This is a genomic window from Pantoea sp. EABMAA-21, from assembly GCF_030053335.1.
Classification (GTDB): Bacteria; Pseudomonadota; Gammaproteobacteria; order Enterobacterales; family Enterobacteriaceae; genus Pantoea; species Pantoea communis.
Window position 1 is genome coordinate 144,586 of the sequence record NZ_JASGBX010000001.1, and the last position, 19,087, is coordinate 163,672.

The 19,087-nt window shown below is 53.9% G+C and carries 13 protein-coding genes; 6 read left to right on the forward strand and 7 right to left on the reverse strand.

The features are described from left to right. The first annotated feature begins 93 nt into the window (after positions 1-93). From QMZ65_RS00665 to QMZ65_RS00680, 4 genes are all read left to right on the forward strand, one after another. On the forward strand, positions 94-1,449 hold the full coding sequence (locus QMZ65_RS00665) for an MFS transporter (RefSeq protein WP_160867313.1): 1,356 nt from the start codon (positions 94-96) through the stop codon (positions 1,447-1,449). Continuing rightward, positions 1,427-2,770 carry an enolase C-terminal domain-like protein gene (locus tag QMZ65_RS00670; protein ID WP_283215194.1) on the forward strand — a complete coding sequence of 448 codons (1,344 nt, stop codon included), beginning with the start codon at positions 1,427-1,429 and terminating at the stop codon, positions 2,768-2,770. The genes QMZ65_RS00665 and QMZ65_RS00670 overlap by 23 nt, the downstream gene beginning before the upstream one ends. A gap of 9 nt (positions 2,771-2,779) precedes the next feature. Next, positions 2,780-3,895 carry a lactonase family protein gene (locus QMZ65_RS00675; protein WP_097117145.1) on the forward strand — a complete coding sequence of 372 codons (1,116 nt, stop codon included), beginning with the start codon at positions 2,780-2,782 and terminating at the stop codon, positions 3,893-3,895. 348 nt (positions 3,896-4,243) lie between these two features. Further along, complete coding sequence (locus QMZ65_RS00680; protein WP_283215195.1) at positions 4,244-6,343, forward strand: FUSC family protein; 2,100 nt, start codon at positions 4,244-4,246, stop codon at positions 6,341-6,343. Here the strand turns inward: QMZ65_RS00680 and QMZ65_RS00685 are convergent. Continuing rightward, positions 6,340-10,929: an ATP-dependent helicase gene (locus tag QMZ65_RS00685; protein ID WP_283215196.1), complete on the reverse strand. Its 4,590-nt coding sequence runs from the start codon at positions 10,927-10,929 to the stop codon at positions 6,340-6,342. The genes QMZ65_RS00680 and QMZ65_RS00685 overlap by 4 nt on opposite strands. A 113-nt stretch (positions 10,930-11,042) precedes the next feature. Between QMZ65_RS00685 and QMZ65_RS00690 the strand changes: the two genes are divergently transcribed. Continuing rightward, complete coding sequence (locus tag QMZ65_RS00690) at positions 11,043-11,594, forward strand: YbhB/YbcL family Raf kinase inhibitor-like protein (RefSeq protein ID WP_034823536.1); 552 nt, start codon at positions 11,043-11,045, stop codon at positions 11,592-11,594. Positions 11,595-11,630: 36 nt separating this feature from the next. Here the strand turns inward: QMZ65_RS00690 and QMZ65_RS00695 are convergent, their stop codons facing one another. Both QMZ65_RS00695 and QMZ65_RS00700 read right to left on the reverse strand, forming a co-directional pair. Then, complete coding sequence (locus QMZ65_RS00695) at positions 11,631-13,061, reverse strand: purine-cytosine permease family protein (RefSeq protein ID WP_058960550.1); 1,431 nt, start codon at positions 13,059-13,061, stop codon at positions 11,631-11,633. A gap of 209 nt (positions 13,062-13,270) precedes the next feature. Continuing rightward, positions 13,271-13,546, reverse strand: a complete 276-nt coding sequence (locus tag QMZ65_RS00700; RefSeq protein WP_097117143.1) for a VF530 family protein — start codon at positions 13,544-13,546, stop codon at positions 13,271-13,273. Positions 13,547-13,655: 109 nt separating this feature from the next. On the opposite strand from QMZ65_RS00700, the gene QMZ65_RS00705 reads away from it, so the two are divergent. After that, positions 13,656-13,964: a hypothetical protein gene (locus QMZ65_RS00705; protein WP_034823530.1), complete on the forward strand. Its 309-nt coding sequence runs from the start codon at positions 13,656-13,658 to the stop codon at positions 13,962-13,964. Positions 13,965-13,967: 3 nt separating this feature from the next. On the opposite strand, the gene QMZ65_RS00710 is transcribed toward QMZ65_RS00705, so the two are convergent. The 4 genes from QMZ65_RS00710 to cydD all read right to left on the reverse strand — a co-directional run bounded on the left by QMZ65_RS00710 (position 13,968) and on the right by cydD (position 19,084). Next, on the reverse strand, positions 13,968-14,627 hold the full coding sequence (locus tag QMZ65_RS00710; protein WP_034823528.1) for a DUF1345 domain-containing protein: 660 nt from the start codon (positions 14,625-14,627) through the stop codon (positions 13,968-13,970). 772 nt (positions 14,628-15,399) lie between these two features. Then, positions 15,400-15,570, reverse strand: coding sequence for a YlcI/YnfO family protein (locus tag QMZ65_RS00715; protein ID WP_072050617.1), 171 nt, complete (start codon positions 15,568-15,570; stop codon positions 15,400-15,402). A 110-nt stretch (positions 15,571-15,680) separates the two neighbouring features. Beyond that, complete coding sequence (gene cydC, locus QMZ65_RS00720) at positions 15,681-17,327, reverse strand: thiol reductant ABC exporter subunit CydC (protein WP_283215197.1); 1,647 nt, start codon at positions 17,325-17,327, stop codon at positions 15,681-15,683. Continuing rightward, positions 17,324-19,084 (reverse strand): thiol reductant ABC exporter subunit CydD, encoded by a 1,761-nt coding sequence (gene cydD / locus QMZ65_RS00725; protein ID WP_255253238.1) that lies wholly within the window; start codon positions 19,082-19,084, stop codon positions 17,324-17,326. Before cydD ends, cydC begins: the two co-directional genes overlap by 4 nt. Positions 19,085-19,087: the final 3 nt, after the last annotated feature.

Below are 19,087 nucleotides of genomic sequence, written 5' to 3' on the forward strand. Positions count from 1 at the left end.
CATCTGCACAAACGGTCTCGGGCATTCTCACATAACTGCTCTTTAATCGACTGCGTATACCTATAGCGGTGCAATTAACCCAATAGGTGACGCATGACGGTTCAACAATCTTATGATTTAGCAGCAGATCACGACACGCATATCGCCTCCGCAATCGCTAAGTTTTTCCGTCGCATCATCCCGATGCTGGCGCTGATGCTGATTGTTAACCAGATTGACCGAGCCAACATTGGATTCGTCAAAGCCGAATTACAGACGGATGCGGGGATCAGTGCCGCAGCCTTTGGTCTGGGCGCAGGATTGTTCTTTATTGGTTACGCGCTGTTCGAAGTGCCCAGCAATATGATGCTGAAAAAACTCGGGGCACGCGTGTGGCTGACGCGCATCATGATTACCTGGGGCATCGTGGTAGTGTTAACCGGTTTTGTTAGCACGCCGCTGCATTTCTATGTCCTGCGCTTCTTGTTGGGTGTGGCAGAGGCGGGATTTTTCCCTGGCGTCTTATTCTACTTTCGCCAATGGGTGCCGAACGCATGGCGCGGTCGTGCCACCGCGATGGTGCTGAGTGCCACCGCCAGCGCCTTTCTGTTTTCCGGCCCCTTAACTGGCGCCATTCTGATGCTGCATGAGGTGAACGGGCTAGCCGGGTGGAAATGGGTGATGTTCCTGGAAGGGGGCGGATCGATTGTGATTGGTTTGCTGGCCGCGCTAGTGCTGGTCTCTAAACCGCAGGATGCCAAATGGCTTAACCCAGCAGAACAACGTGCGTTGCAAGCACAGTTAGCGTTAGAGGATGCAGCTCGTGACGTACATGCTAAAGAGCACGGCCGCTGGGGTTTATTGCGCGATCGCAGCTTACTGTTCTATTGTCTGATTTTTTTCACCATGACCATGACCGGTTACACCCTGGTCTTCTGGCTACCGCAAATCATCCAGCGTATTCAGGGTTACAACAGCTTTGAAATAGGTTTGCTGACCGCCGTTCCGTGGTTATGTGCCATTGTTGCCTTGTTCCTGCTGGGTAAAACCACCGACCGCTACCGCGATAAGCTGGATAAAGGGCTGGGTCTTGCGATGCTGATTGCCGCGTGCGGCACCTTTATGGCCACCACCGGCACACCCTGGTTTGGCTTTGTCGCGATGATCGTCGCTTGCATTGGCTCGAAAGTCAGCGCGGCATTCTTCTGGCCAATGCCGCAAAGCGAATTACCTGCTTCAATCGCCGCGCCTGGTATTGCTCTCATCAACTCCATCGGCAACCTCGGCGGGTTCTTTGCACCCACCGTGTTTGGCTATCTTGAACTTCATACCGGCAGCACCACCGGCGGGCTGTATGCGCTGACCAGCGTGTCGGTAATCACCGGTGTCTGGCTGCTGCTGCGACGCAAACCTGTTCCCCCTGCATTCGGTCACACGGAGAGAAACCATGTCCGACACACCAGTCATTAAATCGATGCGTATCGTTCCGGTTGCCGGATACGACAGCATGCTGCTGAACATCGGCGGGGCGCATAACTGCTATTTCACGCGCATTCTGGTGATCCTTACCGATTCAGCAGGCAACAGCGGCGTGGGGGAAACGCCGTGCCACGCTTCAACGTTGCAACTGCTGGAACATTTTCGCCCGCTGATTATCGGTAGCTCACTGATGCGTGCTAACGCCACGTTGAGCCAACTGTTCGCCAGCGACGCGCGGCAGCAACACACCTCGCACACCAATGACATTCATATTCCGCAGATGAATCCAGAGAAGTTTTACAACGCGGCGGCGGCTATTGAGGCTGCGTTGCTCGATTTGCAGGGTAAATTCCTCGATTTACCGGTAGCGGATCTGCTCGCCAGCGGTAAGCAACGAGAGCGTATTCTGGTGTTGGGATATCTGTTTTATGTCGCTGACAGAAAACGCACGAACATGCACTACCGTTCGGGTGATGACGAAGCGGATGGCTGGTTCCGGTTACGTCATCAACCGGCAATGGACAGTGCAGCAGTGGTACGGCTCGCAGAAGCCGCAGTAGAACAATACGGTTTTCGGGACTTCAAGCTAAAAGGCGGCGTCTTGCATGGCGAGCAGGAAGTCGAAACCGTGGAAGCCTTGCTGTCGCGGTTTCCACAATCTCGCGTCACCGTGGATCCGAATGCCAGTTGGTCGCTGGATGAAGCGATTCGCTTTGGTAAACAGCTGGCAGGTAAGGTGCCATACCTGGAAGATCCTTGTGGCGCAGAGCAGGGATATTCCGGGCGCGAGACCCTGGCCGAGTTCCGTCGCGCCACTGGCGTGCCGGTGGCCACTAATATGATCGCCAATGACTGGCGGCAGCTGCAGCACGCTCTGCAGCTCAACGCCATCGACATCCCGCTCGCCGATCCCCATTTCTGGACAATGCGCAACGCCAACGTCGTCGCGCAACTGTGTAACGAATGGGGCCTTACCACCGGTTGCCACTCCAATAATCACTTTGATGTTTCACTGGCGATGGTGGCCCATCTTGGTGCTGCAGCACCTGGCAATCGTCAGACCGCCTTCGATACGCACTGGATATGGCAGGATGGCCAGCCACTCAGCCACCAGCCACCGCAAATTCGTGATGGTTATCTGGAGCTGCCGCCGGGGCCAGGTTTGGGCATTGAACTGAATATGGAACGCGTCGAGCAGGCGCATGCGCTCTATAACGCACTGCCCGATAAGAACCGCAACGATGCATTGGGCATGCAGTTTTTGATTGATAACTGGCGTTTTGACGCAAAACGTCCGGCTCTGGTTCGCTGAGGACATTAAATGAAGAAAACCTTTCACATAGCCACATTACTTACGGCGATGGCGCTCAGCGCACCATTGCTGGCAAAAACTTTTGTCTACGTATCAGAAGCGGATGATGGCACCATCGCCCGCTACACGCTGAACGAACAAACCGGCGCATTGCAGTTGATGGGGCGCACTCAGGCAGGCGGAAAAGTGATGCCGCTGGCGTTGAGTGCTGACCACCAGCATTTATACGCGGCCATTCGCAGTAAACCACTGCAACTGGTGAGCTGGCACATCGATCGCGCGACGGGCGACCTTAATCAGAGGATTGCAGTGCCTGCCATGGCCAGTTATCCCTATATCAGCACCGATAAACAGGGGCGATTCCTGCTGGGCGCCTCCTACGATGGCGATGTGGTGCATGTCTATCGGCTAGCCAAAGATGGCAAGGTGATAGCACCGCCGGTGGGCAGCTACAAGACTGGCCATGCGGCACATTCGGTGATTGTTGATAATGCCGGTAAAACCGCCTACGTCGGCAATCTCGGTACTGACCGCGTATTGCAGTTGAAGCTGAGCGAGGAGGGGGAACTCAGCGCGCTGGGCAACGGTTATGTCAAAACCGCCGACGAAAATGGCCCGCGTCATTCGGTGTTATCACCGGATCAACGCTTTCTGTATAACGTCGGTGAGATGGGCGGCATCATCACCCAGTTCCGTCGCGAGCCGAGTGGCGAACTGGTCAAAGTCAGCGAAACCCCCAACGCCGTAGCCACAGAGTATAAGTTGCAGCATGGACGTGAGCGACCGGCAGGTTACAGCGATACCACGCCACGCATCTGGTCAGCCGATATTCATCTGACGCCAAACGGTCATTTCCTGTTTGTGACCGAACGCACCAGCAGCACAGTGAGCGGATACCGCGTTGATCAACACAGTGGCAAACTGACGCTGATAGGTAGTTGGCCAGTAGAGAAGCAGCCGCGCAGTATTGCCATAACACCGGACGGCAAATGGCTGATCGCCAGCGGTGAAAAAAGCGCAGTGACAGGCAGCTACGCCATTGATGCCAAAAGTGGTTCGTTAAAGCGTGTGGGTGAAGCGCCTGCTGGTAAAGATGCGAACTGGGTAACGGTGCTAAGTGACTGAGTCCCCCTTGCGATGATCTGGCGCAATGCTCTGCGCCAGATTGCGCGAAATGTTTTTATGGAGCCGTTGTAATCATTGAGGTTGTTTAGAAAAGTGTGATCCAGGACACATTTATACGACTGATGACAGGTTGTGAAGCAATAGGCTTATAAATCAGAGAGATTCTGTAAATAGAAGCTGAATTTGCATTTAGTCCATTAGTAACCCTTAATAATTACCCTGATATTGATTGCCTGCCAATATCACCAATTTTGATGCTGTAACAACCTGACATATTTATCGCCGTGAGTAGATTGAATATTCTGGCAGGATACGCCGCACTTAGTGCCGTCTGGTCTCAATACTGTCATGCAGTGGTTTTCAAAAAACGCCGTTTTTTTTGCTGTAAAAACCTGTCTGGCTGCCTTTTTGGCATTGTACTTCTCACTGGAACTCAACCTGGATAAACCCGCCTGGGCCATTACCACGGTTTTCATTGCCTCTCAGCTTTACTCTGCGTCCACCATTTCGAAATCACTGTTTCGCATGCTCGGCACCTTGTTAGGCGGCGTGTTTATCTTCTTTGTTTTTCCCGTCACTGTTGAACACCCCTTACTTTTTAGCTTCATTATCTCACTGTGGGTGAGTGTGTGCCTGTACCTTTCCCTGCACGATCGCACGCCAAAAAGCTATGTATTCATGCTGGCAGGTTACAGCGCTGCCATCATGGGATTTCCTGAGGTGATGACGCCGCTGTCTATCACCAATACCGTGTTATCCCGCATTGAAGAGATCGCTGTTGGCACTGTGTGTAGCAGCCTGGTACATGCGCTATTGTTTCCGGTCTCGATGCGTAGTTTGCTGGAACAGAGTGTCAGCCAGTGGTATTTGAATGCGCGCAAACTTTGCCACGATTTGCTGTCCGGTATTCCGGGGGATAAGTCTCCCGAACGCGATGAAATACTGACGCGTATGGCGACCAATCCGCAGCAAGTGGAAATTTTGATCACGCACTGTGTTTACGAGGGTGATGCCGCGCGCCGTTTGATTCGTCTGGTCAGCGTGCAGTATCAACATCTCTCTTATTTAATCCCCACGCTCACTGCGATTGAACTACGCCTGCAGCGATTATCGGCATTGCAGATTACCTTCCCGGACAACGTCGCGGTAGCATTCCGCCTGTTTTTGCATTGGCTCAACGATGGCGAAGCCGTGGGTGAAACCAGCGGTATCCAGCTGGAATTAAGCCGTTGTCAGAGTGATATCAACCAGGCCTGGCGTAGCGGGGAGCTACCGATTGAACACTGCCTGCTGTTTACCGGTTTGCTGGAGCGCATGGCGGACTTTGTCCGCATTGCGGGCGCTTATCAAAGCGTCGGCGGGTTGGTCAGCGATCTCTCGGGTGACACCACACCCGCACGCGGCAAACGTACCCATCGTTTCTATGACAAAGGGTTGATCAGGCTGTCGGCCTTAACCGCATTCTGCGCGATTTTTGGTTCCTGTTTACTGTGGATTGGCACGGGTTGGCACGACGGTGCCTCAGCACCCGTAATGGCTGCCATCCTGAGCTCGCTCTTTGCCAGTATGGATACGCCACTGACCTCAATGAAATTGTTTGTGCGCGGTGTAATTGTGGCCATCTTCATCAGCGTGATTTATGTGGCGTTGCTGTTACCGCAGGCCACCTCATTTGAAGCGTTGATTATTTGTCTGGTGCCGGGCTTGCTGATACTCGGCCTGATGATTGCACGCCCCTCAACCAATATGATTGGCATCAGCGTGGCTATCCAGATTCCCGGCTTTATTGGTTTAGGCCATCATCTTAAGCCCGATCTGGTGTTGTTGATTAACAACGCGATTGCTTCGTTGGCTGGCGTGCTATTTGCCGTGATAGCCACCGTGCTGATGCGTAATAAACGGCCTTCATGGACGGCGCGTCGTGCGGTTCGTCAGGGGTTACGTGAGCTATTACGCTTTATCAAGGAACTTGAACGTACCGGTTCATCGCTGCTGGGCAGACAGCGTTTCATCAGTTTGATGCTGGATAAGGTCAACGTGGTGTTACCACGTTTACGACTCGATCCACAGCCGGATATGTCGACCGCCGGGATGTTGTTAACGGAGGTGTGGCTGGGCGTTAACAGCTTTGATTACTACGCGCGACACAAAGATCTGCTGGCAAAACATCAGCTGGACAGTGGACAGATGTTTCACGAGCTTGCCTTGTTTCTGAAACGGCGTCTGAAATCGCTGCAAACACGACCACACCAGGATTTGCTGGACGAACTCGACTGGCTGTTGCTGCTGCTGGAGCGGCTGGCAAAGCAGGATGACGGGTTACTCACACCGCTGTTTCATCTGTTTAGCATTCGTCTTTACCTGTTTCCTGAGCAAGCGTGGCCCATTGCCACGCCGCGCCAGTTGGAAAGAGTGCAACTGCAGGATTATCGTCAGCGCGCTTATTAACCGTACCAACTGTAACCTTTGGGGACACGTGAGAAACCCGCCTCTTTCAACGCTGCGAGCAGGTTGGATTGTCCGACGGGTCGATCGTTAACCCGTTCCAGCGTGAAATTAAGATGCTTTTCGCGGCTTAACGCCTGGCCCAGCGCAACCAGTGCGGCATGAAGATCTTCGTCGCCATCCTGCGCATCAAAGGTCATCAGCTCTTTACCTCCAGGGGGAAGGTAAAGCAGGACACGACCACTGGCGATGACCGTAAAAGCACCCGCACGGCGCGTGGGTTTGGCTCCTGTGAGGCTGAGCGGCCATGGTAGTGTTAAACCGAAGGGGTTCGCGGGGTCAACTGCGGATAATACGACAGGGGGATGTCGCACTGACTTGCCAGCGTCGAGTTGACGCAGACGATCGATAGCAGGGTTATCGGCAAACTGTGCCGCGCCCATGCCTGCAATAAAACGCCCACGCAACAGTCGCCCGGCATCTTCCATCCCGCGCAACACCGGTTGCAACGCCGGAAAGCCGCCGGGAATCTGTTCGGCGATTGCGGCACCACGCGTGATGACACCAAATCGATCCAGCATATTTTCTGCCATTGACAGCGCGCGTTCGGTGTCAGCAATCGGCTGGCGGGGGATCAACGACCAGCGACCGGCCATGGTATTCAGCGATAAGCGGGGAGCTGTGGTGCGACCGGCGCTAAAACTGGCGCGACTATGCCGTCCATGACGAGCACGTACAGGGCGTGGTTTGGGTGTGATGGTCATTTGGCTGAGATTACGCAACGCCGACCAGGTATCAATGGTGAGGACGCCGCGCCAGACTAGTTGCCAAAGAGCCTGATAAATCTCCGTCGGATCGATTATTTCTCCGTTGTCCCGGATTTCGGTTATGCGCGGGATCAGTTGTTTGACGAACCAACCCGCGCCATCCTGCATCAACGCCAGTAAAGATGACTCAATGGGTGACAATGTCACTTTGTTATCAAGTGCAGGCAAGGTTTCGCTGGCGAATTCACTTAAATGCAGGGAAACCAAGCCGTCCTGCATGTTTGATGAGGGATGACCAACCCAAATGACCTCTCCCGATGAGAGCAATTCATCCAGCATGGCTGGCTGATAATCCCGAATGCGTGCAGGGAAGATTTGCGATTCCCACAGTGATACCGGCAGCACCACGCCTGCCAGTTGTTCAACGACTCTCATTACGCCATTCAGACCGGAGAAAGCGCCTTGTGGCTGTCGCGCGTTTGCATCACTCAACAGCCCCTGACGCTCAAGCAGAAACGTCACATAGGCGGCCGGTGCAACGGGTTGAGTGGCGTCGCGCGCGGACTGTAACGATCGCACACGTAAGCGGCGAAAGACGCTTTCTGCTGCCCACTGCGTGGACTCATCAGATCCTGAAGCGAGAAAATCGCCTTTAAGTAATTTATTTTGCTGGCGAAGCTGATCCAAAGCTTCATCCACAACGGCGCGACCGAGGCCAAAGCGTTGAGCCACTTGCAAACTGGTAAACACGGCGTGGGTGCGGGCGTAGCGCCCCAATAGATCCTGCAATGGTCGGACGACCGGTTCGAGCAGTGCAGCCGGGAGGCCTGTCGGCAACACGCAACCCAGCGCATCGTGCAGACGTACCGCATCTTCAGCCACTGCCCAGCGTGCGATACCCGCGATTTTCACACTGACGATCCGCTGCGCCTGTTGCAGCGCGTGTAAGCCGGGCTCAAGGGGCTCATCGCCATTGAAGCGTGCAACAAGTTCTTCGGTTGATAACGGACCCAGTTCGCGCAGCATATCCACCAGAGCCTCAATAGTGCGCGCCTGATACTCTGCCACGCAGCGCTGTAACTCCTGTTCAACCCGTGCAATCACGGCGGGTTCCAGTAACTCACGCATCTCCGCCTGACCCAGGAGATTACTCAGCAGATTGCTGTCGAGCGCCAGCATTGAAGCGCGTCGTTCAGCCTGCGGTGCATCACTGGCATACATGAACTCGGCGACGTAGCCAAACAGCAGCGGTGCGGCAAACGGCGAGGGCGTTTCGGTGGTGACTTCTGTCAACCGCACATCACCCTGATGTAATCGCGCCATCAGGTGATGCAGCGCGGGTAGGTCGTATACATCTTGCAAACATTCGCGTGCCGTCTCAATCAGGATCGGGAAGTCTGTAAACTGACGCGCCACTTCCAGCAACTGGCTCGCGCGTAAACGTTGTTGCCAGAGAGGAGAACGTTTGCCGGGATTGCGGCGTGGCAATAGCAGGGCGCGGGCAGCACATTCGCGAAAACGTGCGGCGAACAGCGCCGAATGCCCGACTGATACCATGACGATACGTTGTAGTTCATCAGGTTCGAATAAAAAGAGCTCGGCACCCGGCACCCGACCGTCACTATCGGGGAAGCGTGCCACGATACCGTCGTCGCTGGCGACCACAGCCGGATCGATCCCCATGATGCGGCCAATGCGTTCTGCCACCGCCAGCGCCCAGGGCGCGTGCACGCGTTGACCATAAGGGGAGTGCAGGATCACGCGCCAGTCGCCGGTTTCATCCCGACAACGCTCAATCAACAAGCTGCGGTCGGTGGGCAACTCGCCAGTTGCCTGAATTTGTTCGGCGATCAGGCTTTTAATATTGTGTCGGGCATTGGCGTCAAGACTGTCACCGGGTAGTGACGTTTCACTATGGGCCTGTCGTAAATAACCACCAATCGCTTCACCCAGTGTCGCTGAACGGCCGAGACTGTCGCCATGCCAGAATGGCAGACGCGCTGAACGGCCCGGCGCAGGCACCACCACAACCTGGTCATGGGTGATTTGCTGAATACGCCATGATGTTGCGCCAAGGGTAATGATGTCGTTAATCCGCGACTCATAAACCATCTCTTCATCCAGTTCCCCGACGCGTCGTGCGCCCGTCTGTTCTTCACCTTCGGGCAGCATAACGCTGAACATCCCGCGATCCGGGATGGTGCCACCGCTGGTGACAGCCAGGTGCTGCGCGCCAGGCCGTCCAGTCAGGGTATTATTCTGTCGGTCCCAAATTAGGCGGGGTCGCAGGTTGGCGAACTCATCGGAAGGATAGCGCCCGGCTAACATGTTTAGCACCGCTTCAAATGCGTGACGTGGTAACGTTTTAAACGGTTCTGCACGCCGTACCAGCTCAAACCAGCTGTCGATTTCCAGCGTGTCCATTGAGGCGGCGGCGACCGTGTGCTGAGCCAGCAGGTCCACCGGATTGTGTGGCAGGGTAATCGCATCGAGTTCACCCGCCAACATCGACTCAACAATGACAGCCGCATCCACCAAATCGCGTCGGGTGCGCGGCCAGATGATGCCTTTCGGCGTACCGCCGACCTGATGACCCGCGCGCCCGACGCGCTGGAGCGCACTGGCAACCGAAGGGGGCGCACCAACCTGAATCACCAGATCGATATCGCCCATATCAATACCCAGCTCCAGGCTTGATGTGGCGACCACGCAACGCAGCTCGCCCGCTTTGAGCGCGTTTTCAATTTCCAGCCGTTGTTCTTTAGAAACAGAACCGTGGTGGGATCGGGCCAATAAGTCATTCGGTGTGACGGTGCGTTTCTCTGTACCGCCGGTAAAGGAACCGTAGGCAAAGGACTCTTCTGGCGCAGTGGGCTTTTCTTCGAGGCGACGCGTGTAGAGCTCATTCAGCCTCGCGGTAAGTTTTTCAGCCAATCCGCGGGAATTGGTAAACACCAAAGTGGCGCGATGGCGTAACACCTCATCCAAAATCCCGGCTTCAATGTGTGGCCAGATGGATCCTGCAGACAGTGTGGCATCCTGCACTGAACGGCTATCGGGGCGCTGCTGAATATCCGTCATATCTTCAACAGGCACCCGGATAGTTAATGCTAATGGGCGCTGAGCTGTAGGATTCACGATCAGCGTTTCGCGACTCCCCCCTAGAAACTGTGCGACGGCCTCCGGCGGTTTCACCGTGGCTGAGAGGCCGATACGCTGCGCAGGGTGCGTTAGCAGCGTATCCAGCCGTTCAAGGCTGAGCGCCAGATGCGCGCCGCGTTTGCTGCCCGCGATGGCATGTACTTCATCAACAATCACCGTAGAGATGCCACGCAGCGTGTCGCGGGCTTTTGATGTCAGCATCAGAAATAAAGATTCGGGCGTGGTGATCAAAATATCCGGTGGGCGCCGCTGTAATTTTGCCCGCTCGCTGCTGAGCGTATCGCCCGATCGCATGCCCACCTCCAGGGTGATCTCGGCTTCACCGCGTTTGCGCCGCTCTTCAGCCACCCCCGCTAAAGGCCGTTGCAGATTGCGCTGAACATCCGCCGCCAGCGCTTTCACCGGAGAGAGGTAAAGAATGCGTGTTCTGTGACTTCGTTCGGGGAGATCTTCGGCGCTGCGTTCACGAAACAGGGCATCAATCGCATAGAGAAATGCCGCCAGCGTTTTACCAGAACCGGTGGGCGCAATCACCAAACAGTTCTTACCGCTCGAAATGGCCTGCCAGGCTTCATGTTGTGCGGGCGTCGCCGCTTTAAAGGTGTCGCGAAACCATTGCTGCGTGGCGGCGGTAAACAACGCGAGTGAAGAGGCTGGCATCCGATGCTCCTGGGGTTTCAAAGAGGACTTTCAGCAGTGTAGCCTGCAGCATGATTGTGAGCAGGTTATATACTTGATGTTTTGGCTGATTTTTTCATCAACAGGAGTGAGAAATGATGATGTTCAAACGCGCACTATTATTGGCGTTGCTTCCGGGAACCGTGCTGGCTGCCCCGATATTTACGCTGCAATCATCGGATTTTAACGACAGTGCCATGCTGGATAAAACCTTTGCAGGCAACAACAAAAGTAACCCGTCATGCACCGGCGACAATGTATCTCCCGCTCTAAGCTGGTCAAATGCACCGGCCGGCACCCGTAGCTTTGCGCTGATGCTGACCGATCCCGTAGGAGGAAAAGGCTTAGGCGTGACACATATGGTGGCCTATAACATCGCGGCGGATCGCACGCAGTTTGCGCAGGGCGAATTAAGTAAAGGCGAAGGATACACTGGAGGTAAGAATTCGCCGGGCACCACAAGTTATTACGGTCCATGCCCACCAGTGGGAAGTGGCATACATCATTATAACTTCGTGATGGTGGCAACAGATTTGCCGGTAAATCAATTACCTGGCGGACTGACACATGATGAGTTGATCGCCAAATTGAAAGGCCATACCTTGGGGGCTGCCACCATTGTGGGACGGTTTACCAACGATAAGTAAGTCATACGGCCGCCTGAACTGGCGGCCGTGACAACGTCACTCTACAGGATAGATAGACTCTGCCAACGCGCCCCGACGATCCAGTCGGCGTGCGGCTAACCACAGCAATGCGGTGACAAACCAGCCAATAATCCACGACACATCATTGCCTGCAAATATCCAGGTCAATGAGCCATGGTGCAGCGGATTATCAATAAACGGCAGTTGCACCATCACACCCAGGAAATAGACCACAATCCCTGCCCAGTTCCAGCGCCCATAACGACCATCAGGCTGTGAAAGTGCCGGAATATCCACGCGCCCTTTGGTGATGAGATAAAAATCGGTAAGGCTGATTGCGCTCCACGGAACAAAGAAGGCCAGCAGGAACAACAGGAAATGGGTAAACGACTTAAGGAAGGCCGGTTCACTGATCAGGGCGATGATGCAGGCGATCGTGACCATCAACACCACAAACAGAACCCGACCGCCACGGCTGAGGGACGTTTGCTGCCGGAAGCCTGACACGATGGTGGTGAGTGACATAAAGCTGCCGTAAGCATTCAGGGTAGTGAAGGTAATCTTGCCAAAACAGATAGCAAAGTAGATCACCATTGCCATGGTCGCGCTACTGCCCAGACCCACGATATATCCCACTTCATTACCGGAAAACGCTTTTCCGGCAATCGCCGCCACAATCACGCCCAACGTCATTGAGGCTTGGGTGCCTAAAACGGTGCCGAAAAACACCGAACTGAACAGCTTTTTCGCCGAGACGTTAGCCGGCAGGTAGCGTGAGTAATCAGACACATACGGGCAAAAGGCTATCTGCCAGGAGGATGAGAGTGAAACGGCCAGCAGGAAGTTGGCAATCGTGAAGTGCTGATTTTGCCACACGGCCGACAAATCATGCGTGGAAAGCAGGGTGATGAACAGATAAGCGAAGGCCAGCACACCGATCACACTCGCCACTTTACCCAACTTGTGAATCACCCGATAACCGAGCACCGCAATCACCACAATGATGGCGCTGAACAGGATCATACCCGTCGCGTTGCTCACATTAATCAGCTTTGCCAGTGCCTGACCGGCCAGCACGGTGCCACTTGCCGAAAATCCAACATACATAATGCATACCAGCAGCAGCGGGATCACCGCACCAAACACGCCAAACTGCATGCGACTGGTGATCATCTGCGGTAAGCCAAGACGTGGGCCCTGAATGGCATGCAACGACATAATGGCGGCACCAATAATCTGGCCCACCAACAGACCCACAAGCGACCACACCACATCGCCGCCCAACACCACGGCGAGCGCTCCGGTGACAATGGCGGTGATCTGCAGGTTACCGCCAAACCAGAGAGTGAACTGGCTGAAAGGGTGGCCATGGCGTTCGCGGAGCGGAATGTAATCGATGGAGCGGGTTTCAGACAGGCGCTGGTTTTCTCTGCCTGAATAATCGGCTGCAGGTGATTCGGCTGACATAGTTTCCTCGCTGAAACAATGAACGCAGTGCGTTATGTTATTTTTGTTTATCAGTTGTGTTTGCAATAGGCGATACATGTATATACATGTATCGATATTGTCACGCGAGAAAAGAAGTTACAAGGCAGCCTGTCATTGGAAAATGTGATGACGCTGGCAAGGTTGTCATCAAAAGGAAAGGGGGAAGAGAGGGTAAGCCGCTGTGATTATCAGTGGCCCTGGGTCCAGGGATTAAAATCGCTGTCAGCTGAATTTTGTGTGTCGGGTTCATCCAGAGAATCCAGGTACAGCGCTTCCACTTCAGCACGCGCCCATGGAGTGCGACGCAGGAATTTGAGGCTGGATTTTACGCTGGGATCGTTTTTAAAGCAGTTAATATTGATGAGTTTACTGAGTTCAACCCAGCCATAACGCACCACTAACGCATTAACAATCATTTCCAGCGTCACGCCGTGCATGGGATCTTTAGAAGAGTGAGGGGTCATATTACGTCCTAATTTGCAGGCGGATGATTGGCGGGCAAGATTACAAGAAAGCCGTGCCGGCAGCAATGGTGTAAACTTGAGCTTAGCCATTTACTGAGGAAATAACGCGATGAGCGATAAGAAAATGATTTCAATCGACCAGTTCAATGAAGCTGAGCGAAGTGAAGTGGATGAAATCTTCAAAGGGTTAATGGAAAAACATCGCCAGCGCAGTGGTAAAGAGCCTGATGCGAAAAAAGAGAAAGAATATACCGCAGATGCGCGTCAGCAAGTCATGACCAGCAAGCTAGCCAAAGAAAAAGCCAAAGCGGACAAAGCAAAGAAAACACCTGCGCGCCGCAAGAAACCTGAAGCGCAATCTGCCAGCGAAGTCAGTGACTTCAACTGGTCTGCCTCAATTAATAAAGGGCGTCGTTAAGCGTTAACTCAGCAATCCGGCGCCCACATTCACCGACAATCCCAGAATGGCCAGATTGAAAATAAACGAGATCACCGATTGCAGCAGCGCCAGCTTGCGCATTTCGGTGGTGCCCGTTGCCACATCAGCGGTCTGTGATGCAACCGCGATGGTGAATGAGAAATAGAGAAAATCCCAGTATGCCGGTTCGTCCGGTTTTTCCGGGAATATCATGGGCGTGACATTTTGACTGCGATGCAAATAGTGTTGATGCGCATAATGCATGGCAAACGAACTTGGCAGTAATGCCCATGAGACAATCAATGTCATGGCCGTCAGCAGCAGATGTAACACGCGTGGTGTGCCGGTGAGATGTTTGAGCGCCGGCAGTTCGCTCATGATTGCCACGATGCTGATCATGCAGGCCACAATGACCATACCCAAAACTAACGCAGCGCTCTGATCTTGCATCTGAGCGATACGTTTGATCTCGCCAGCGTCGGTACGCAGCATGCGAAACCAAATAAACCACAGATAAAGCCACGCCAGCACATTCCAGCCAATCAACACGCGCTGCAACTCTCCCAGTTTTGCAGGCAGTAAGAAATAGCAGACGACCCCGGCAACAATCGATATCAACAGACGTAACCGCGCGAACAGATGTGTGGTGAGAGAAAAGGGCATGATGTTTTTTTTGCTGGGGTTTGAATCAGTTAACTGTAGTTGATGGCAGGAAAAACGCCTGAGATAGCGGTTAAGAATCATATCGGGATTTGAATGATTGTCGGTTTAGGACACTGGCTGAACGCTGCATTCTCTGACGTCGCTACGTGAATTCTGAGATTTTATGTGAGGGATTACTGCCAAAGATTGGCGTAGCGACGCCTTAATTTGGCGGCATTTTAAACGATTAATGAAGGGGGTATTGATAATTTAGCCACGCCTATCAGGATGAGAGTGACAATAAGTCTACCTGAAGAATACATATAGGGTGCTTTCATGTGTACTTGTCTCATACGAGCGAGCAGTTTTCATGAGTTAAGCGGCACAGCCCATGTTGAGCCATTTACGATGTGAACGGCTGAGCAGAGTGGAGGGTTCGATGACAATTCAGGATCGGAAGTCGTTTGCGTCAGCATGGGGCGCTGGCCATTCACAGCAACGCAATCAAATATCAGTAGGAGATAGCCCAGCGGAGTCTGGAGTGCGCAACTCAACACCTTATTTAACATAATATACATTACCCGTACTTTTATTATCTGGCTAAGTTAAAGTGACCTCCTGGGAAATACGTGCGTTTTGTTGAGCTGGATGTGCTCTGTAGCGTTCCACTAATGCGACGGTTTCTGGCATCGGCCACAGGCCTGAAATGAGAATTTGAAGAGTCAAATCAGATGAGCTTTCCCGTCCGTAACACGTCAGCGATGATGACCTGCCACCAACGGGAAATGATGAATTACTTTTTTCCGTTGCCGGCTTCCCGCGCTTTCAGACGACAGGCTTCGACAACCCAGGCTGAGAAGTTTTGAATGTTTTCGCTCTTCATACTCTCTTCGATTTGATCAATCAGCAGATGTGGGAAACGAATATGTTTTCGTCGGGTTTTGGAGTTTGTCATTTTATCCATGGTGATCCCTGGTCAGTTGTCTCACAAGTTTATTTTTGTATTGATTAAGCATCTGCTCAGATTGCCCCTAAGCAGATGTAAATAAACCAAAAAACAGATCCCTGCTCTTGTTATTGTTTATCGAGCAGTAACCGACTGTCCGCGAGGGAAAGTGGCTGGATCTGATGGGTCACCAGCAGCGTGGTTTTACCCTTAATGAGTTCTTTCAAGCAGTTAAGTACTAATTCGGTATTTACTGCGTCTAGCCCTTCAGTGGGCTCGTCCAGCAACACGATCGGCGCATGGGAAAGAAACGCGCGAGCAATCCCAATCCTGCGGGCCTGACCACCAGACAGACGCCCTCCTAACTCTCCCACCAGGGTGTCGAGCCCCAGAGGAAATGCGCGGACTTCGTCGTCTAAAGCGGCGCGCGCCAGTGCATCCCATAAAGCCTCGTCATCCGCATCCGGTGCAACCAGGCGCAGGTTGTCTCGAATCGATGCGTTGAAGAGATAGGTTTTCTGGCCAACCACTGAGATCATCTGACGCAGTGTATCTTCAGAAAGCGCCCTGACCGGACGACCGCCGATAGACACATCCCCTGCTGTCGTTTCCCAGAATCCTTGCACCAGATTCAGTACGGTGGTTTTTCCTGCTCCGCTGGGACCTAAAATCGCCAGACAATGGCCGACCGGCACGGTAAAGCTCAGCTTATCCAGTACATTAGGCGCGTCAGGCGTGTAACGCATTGTCACGGAAGAAAATGACAACTCGCTGCTTTCCGGTATCGGGCTGGTTTCAGGCAGGACAATCGCCGGTGTTAGCTCCGTCATGGAGAACAGACGGCGTGCCGCTTCACGCGTAGTGCCGAGGGCAGCAAAGGCCGCGGGCAACCCGGCCACCGCTTCAGTACTCGCCAGGATGGTGAACAGCAACATCACGATTTCACTGGCAGTAATACCGGTTGCGTGCCCAGTGTTGAAGAGCAGGATAAAAGCGAAAAATAACCCGAGCTGTCCCATTAAGGCGCAGATCGCCCCGCCGCTGGCGCTGATCCAGGCTTGCCGACGCTGTGCGCTGATCAGTTGCTGAGAAAGCTGGCGCAGATGATCGGTTTGATGACTAACAGCACCAACCATCTGTAACTCTGCTAATCCACGCACCAAATCGGTGGATGCGGCCTGAACGGATGAGCGCACGGTAGCGATCTGGTTGCCACAGGCTTGCGTCAGTGAGGCCACAATCCACGGCACGACCACGCCCGCAAGTATCAGCACCACCGCATCAATCATTGCCACTGAAGGTGAGAACCAGCAAATTCCTGCCAAAATGATGAGCGACGAAATCAGCCCTGCAATGGCCGGCGTCAAAATACGCAGATAGAAATTGTCGAGGCTATCTATATCAGCGCGAAAACGTGCCAGCACATCCCCATCGCGAAAATCCTGCAGTCGCGCAGGCGCAAGATGGGCTAACTGCTGATAGAACCAGACACGTAAAACCGACAACAAGCGCAAAGTTGCATCGTGCGTCACCAATCTTTCCAGATAACGCGCGAAGGTGCGCAATACCGCGAGCCCACGAATCGCTGCAGCCGGAGTGAAAAACTCCAGTGCCAGTGAGCCCACGCCAGCCAGCGCCATGGACGTAATAAACCAGCCTGACAAGGCAAGCAGTGCCACGTTGGAGAGAATCACAATCACAGAGAGCAATATTCCCACCGCCATGCGGAAACGCCATGGACGCGCCAGGCGCAAGAGATGGCAAAGATCCTTCATGCGAGGTCTCCTGTTTGCAGACGCTCGAGTTCAGCGAAGACGCCAGCCTGATCGCGCAATGCTTGCGGCGTCCCTGCTTCAACCACACGCCCTTTCTCCAGCACGATAACGCGGTCGGCCGTGGCGGCAATCTCCGTATCGTGGGTGATGATCAAGCGTGCGCTATCCGGTAATGCATCACCCAAGGCGGCAATCATCTGCTGTGCCGTCTGGCGATCCAGCGCGACCGTAGGTTCATCAAGTATCACCACCGGTGGCGAAATCAATACGGCGCGGGCCATTGCAATACGCTGAATCTGCCCACCGGACAGCCCTTTTCCACCATCACCCAGGCGGTAATCATATTGCGCCGGCAACGAATGGATAAAAGTGTCAGCCTGAGCCAACTGTGCCGCTGCTTCAACCTCTGCCTGGCTGATACCCGAACGCGACAACAGAATATTTTCCGCAATCGAACCGGCAAACATAGTGGGTCGCTGCGGGAGCCAACCAATCTGTTGCTGCCATGCAGGAAGATCTAATGAAGAAAGATCCTTGCCATCAATGACGATGCGTCCTGAGTTCGGCGCGATAAAGCCCAGTAGCATTCGCGATAAGGTGGTTTTACCGGCACCGCTGGTGCCGACGATCGCCAGTGTTTCCCCGCTGCGTAAAGTAAAGGAAACATCGGTAACGCCGCCGCCCTCTTCATACTGATAGCTCACGCCTTCGACGTTGATTTCACGAGGTTTCGCCGGGAGCGCGTCATTACCCTGTGACGATTCCGGCGCTTCAGCATTGAGGATCGCCAGTAGACCTTCCGTCGCGCCAATTGCATCCATTCGGGCATGATAGTGCGTGCCCAAATCGCGCAGCGGACGGAAAAATTCCGGTGCCAGCAACAAGGCAAACAGCCCCGGCAGGAAGCCCATTTCGCCATAGAACAGACGGAATCCAACATACACCGCTACCATCGCGGTGCTGATGGTGGCAAAAAATTCCAGCACCAATGATGAAAGGAATGCCAGCCGCAACACCTTCATGGTGGTCTGACGATAGCTGTCCGAGATCGCCGCGATGATGTTCGCTTGTCGGCGTGCAGCATGGGTCTGGCGTAACGTTGTCAGGCCAGCAATCACATCAAAGAAGTGTGCACTCATCAGGCTGAGTTTGTGCCACTGCTTCAGGCTCATTTTCTCTGCGCCCTTTCCTACTACGATCATGAACAACGGCACCAGTGGCGCGGTGATCAGCATGATCAAGCCGGAGACCCAGTCAAAAGGAAAAAGCGCCACCAGAATGGCTAGCGGCACAATGCCGATGATGATTTTTTGCGGAAGAAAACCGGAAAAATAGGCTTCGATAGCTTCGACGCCTTCGCCAAGGGAGCTGGCGATACTGCCCGTACGTTGATGCTGGCTCCAGGCGGGACCCAGTGTGGCGATGCGGTCTAACAACATCCCGCGCAATCCCTGACGGATACGTGCGGAGGCTTCAAACGCAAAACCCTGGCGCAGGATATCGATACCCGCGCGCAGCAACATCACAACCGGCAGCAATAAGAGATAAGGCAATAGCGCGGTGAAGGTTTTACCACCGAGGACGGCGTTGCTGATTAGCCAGGCTAACAGCCAACACTGTGCAATCATCAGTATGGCATTGAGCGCCGCCATACTGATGGACAGTGAAAATAAACCGCCCGCCTGGCGACGCAGGCTCGAAAGCCAACGCTCCGCCAGGCGGGCTGCCATTCCACTTGGAGGGGAACTAGCAGACATGAT

Excerpts from the sequence above, each read along its gene's own strand:
- QMZ65_RS00665 (WP_160867313.1), top strand. The coding sequence starts at position 94 with ATGACGGTTCAACAATCTTATGATTTAGCAGCAGATCACGACACGCAT.
- QMZ65_RS00670 (WP_283215194.1), top strand. The coding sequence starts at position 1,427 with ATGTCCGACACACCAGTCATTAAATCGATGCGTATCGTTCCGGTTGCC.
- QMZ65_RS00675 (WP_097117145.1), top strand. The coding sequence starts at position 2,780 with ATGAAGAAAACCTTTCACATAGCCACATTACTTACGGCGATGGCGCTC.
- QMZ65_RS00680 (WP_283215195.1), top strand. The coding sequence starts at position 4,244 with ATGCAGTGGTTTTCAAAAAACGCCGTTTTTTTTGCTGTAAAAACCTGT.
- QMZ65_RS00685 (WP_283215196.1), bottom strand. The coding sequence starts at position 10,929 with ATGCCAGCCTCTTCACTCGCGTTGTTTACCGCCGCCACGCAGCAATGG.
- QMZ65_RS00690 (WP_034823536.1), top strand. The coding sequence starts at position 11,043 with ATGATGATGTTCAAACGCGCACTATTATTGGCGTTGCTTCCGGGAACC.
- QMZ65_RS00695 (WP_058960550.1), bottom strand. The coding sequence starts at position 13,061 with ATGTCAGCCGAATCACCTGCAGCCGATTATTCAGGCAGAGAAAACCAG.
- QMZ65_RS00700 (WP_097117143.1), bottom strand. The coding sequence starts at position 13,546 with ATGACCCCTCACTCTTCTAAAGATCCCATGCACGGCGTGACGCTGGAA.
- QMZ65_RS00705 (WP_034823530.1), top strand. The coding sequence starts at position 13,656 with ATGAGCGATAAGAAAATGATTTCAATCGACCAGTTCAATGAAGCTGAG.
- QMZ65_RS00710 (WP_034823528.1), bottom strand. The coding sequence starts at position 14,627 with ATGCCCTTTTCTCTCACCACACATCTGTTCGCGCGGTTACGTCTGTTG.
- QMZ65_RS00715 (WP_072050617.1), bottom strand. The coding sequence starts at position 15,570 with ATGGATAAAATGACAAACTCCAAAACCCGACGAAAACATATTCGTTTC.
- cydC (WP_283215197.1), bottom strand. The coding sequence starts at position 17,327 with ATGAAGGATCTTTGCCATCTCTTGCGCCTGGCGCGTCCATGGCGTTTC.
- cydD (WP_255253238.1), bottom strand. The coding sequence starts at position 19,084 with ATGTCTGCTAGTTCCCCTCCAAGTGGAATGGCAGCCCGCCTGGCGGAG.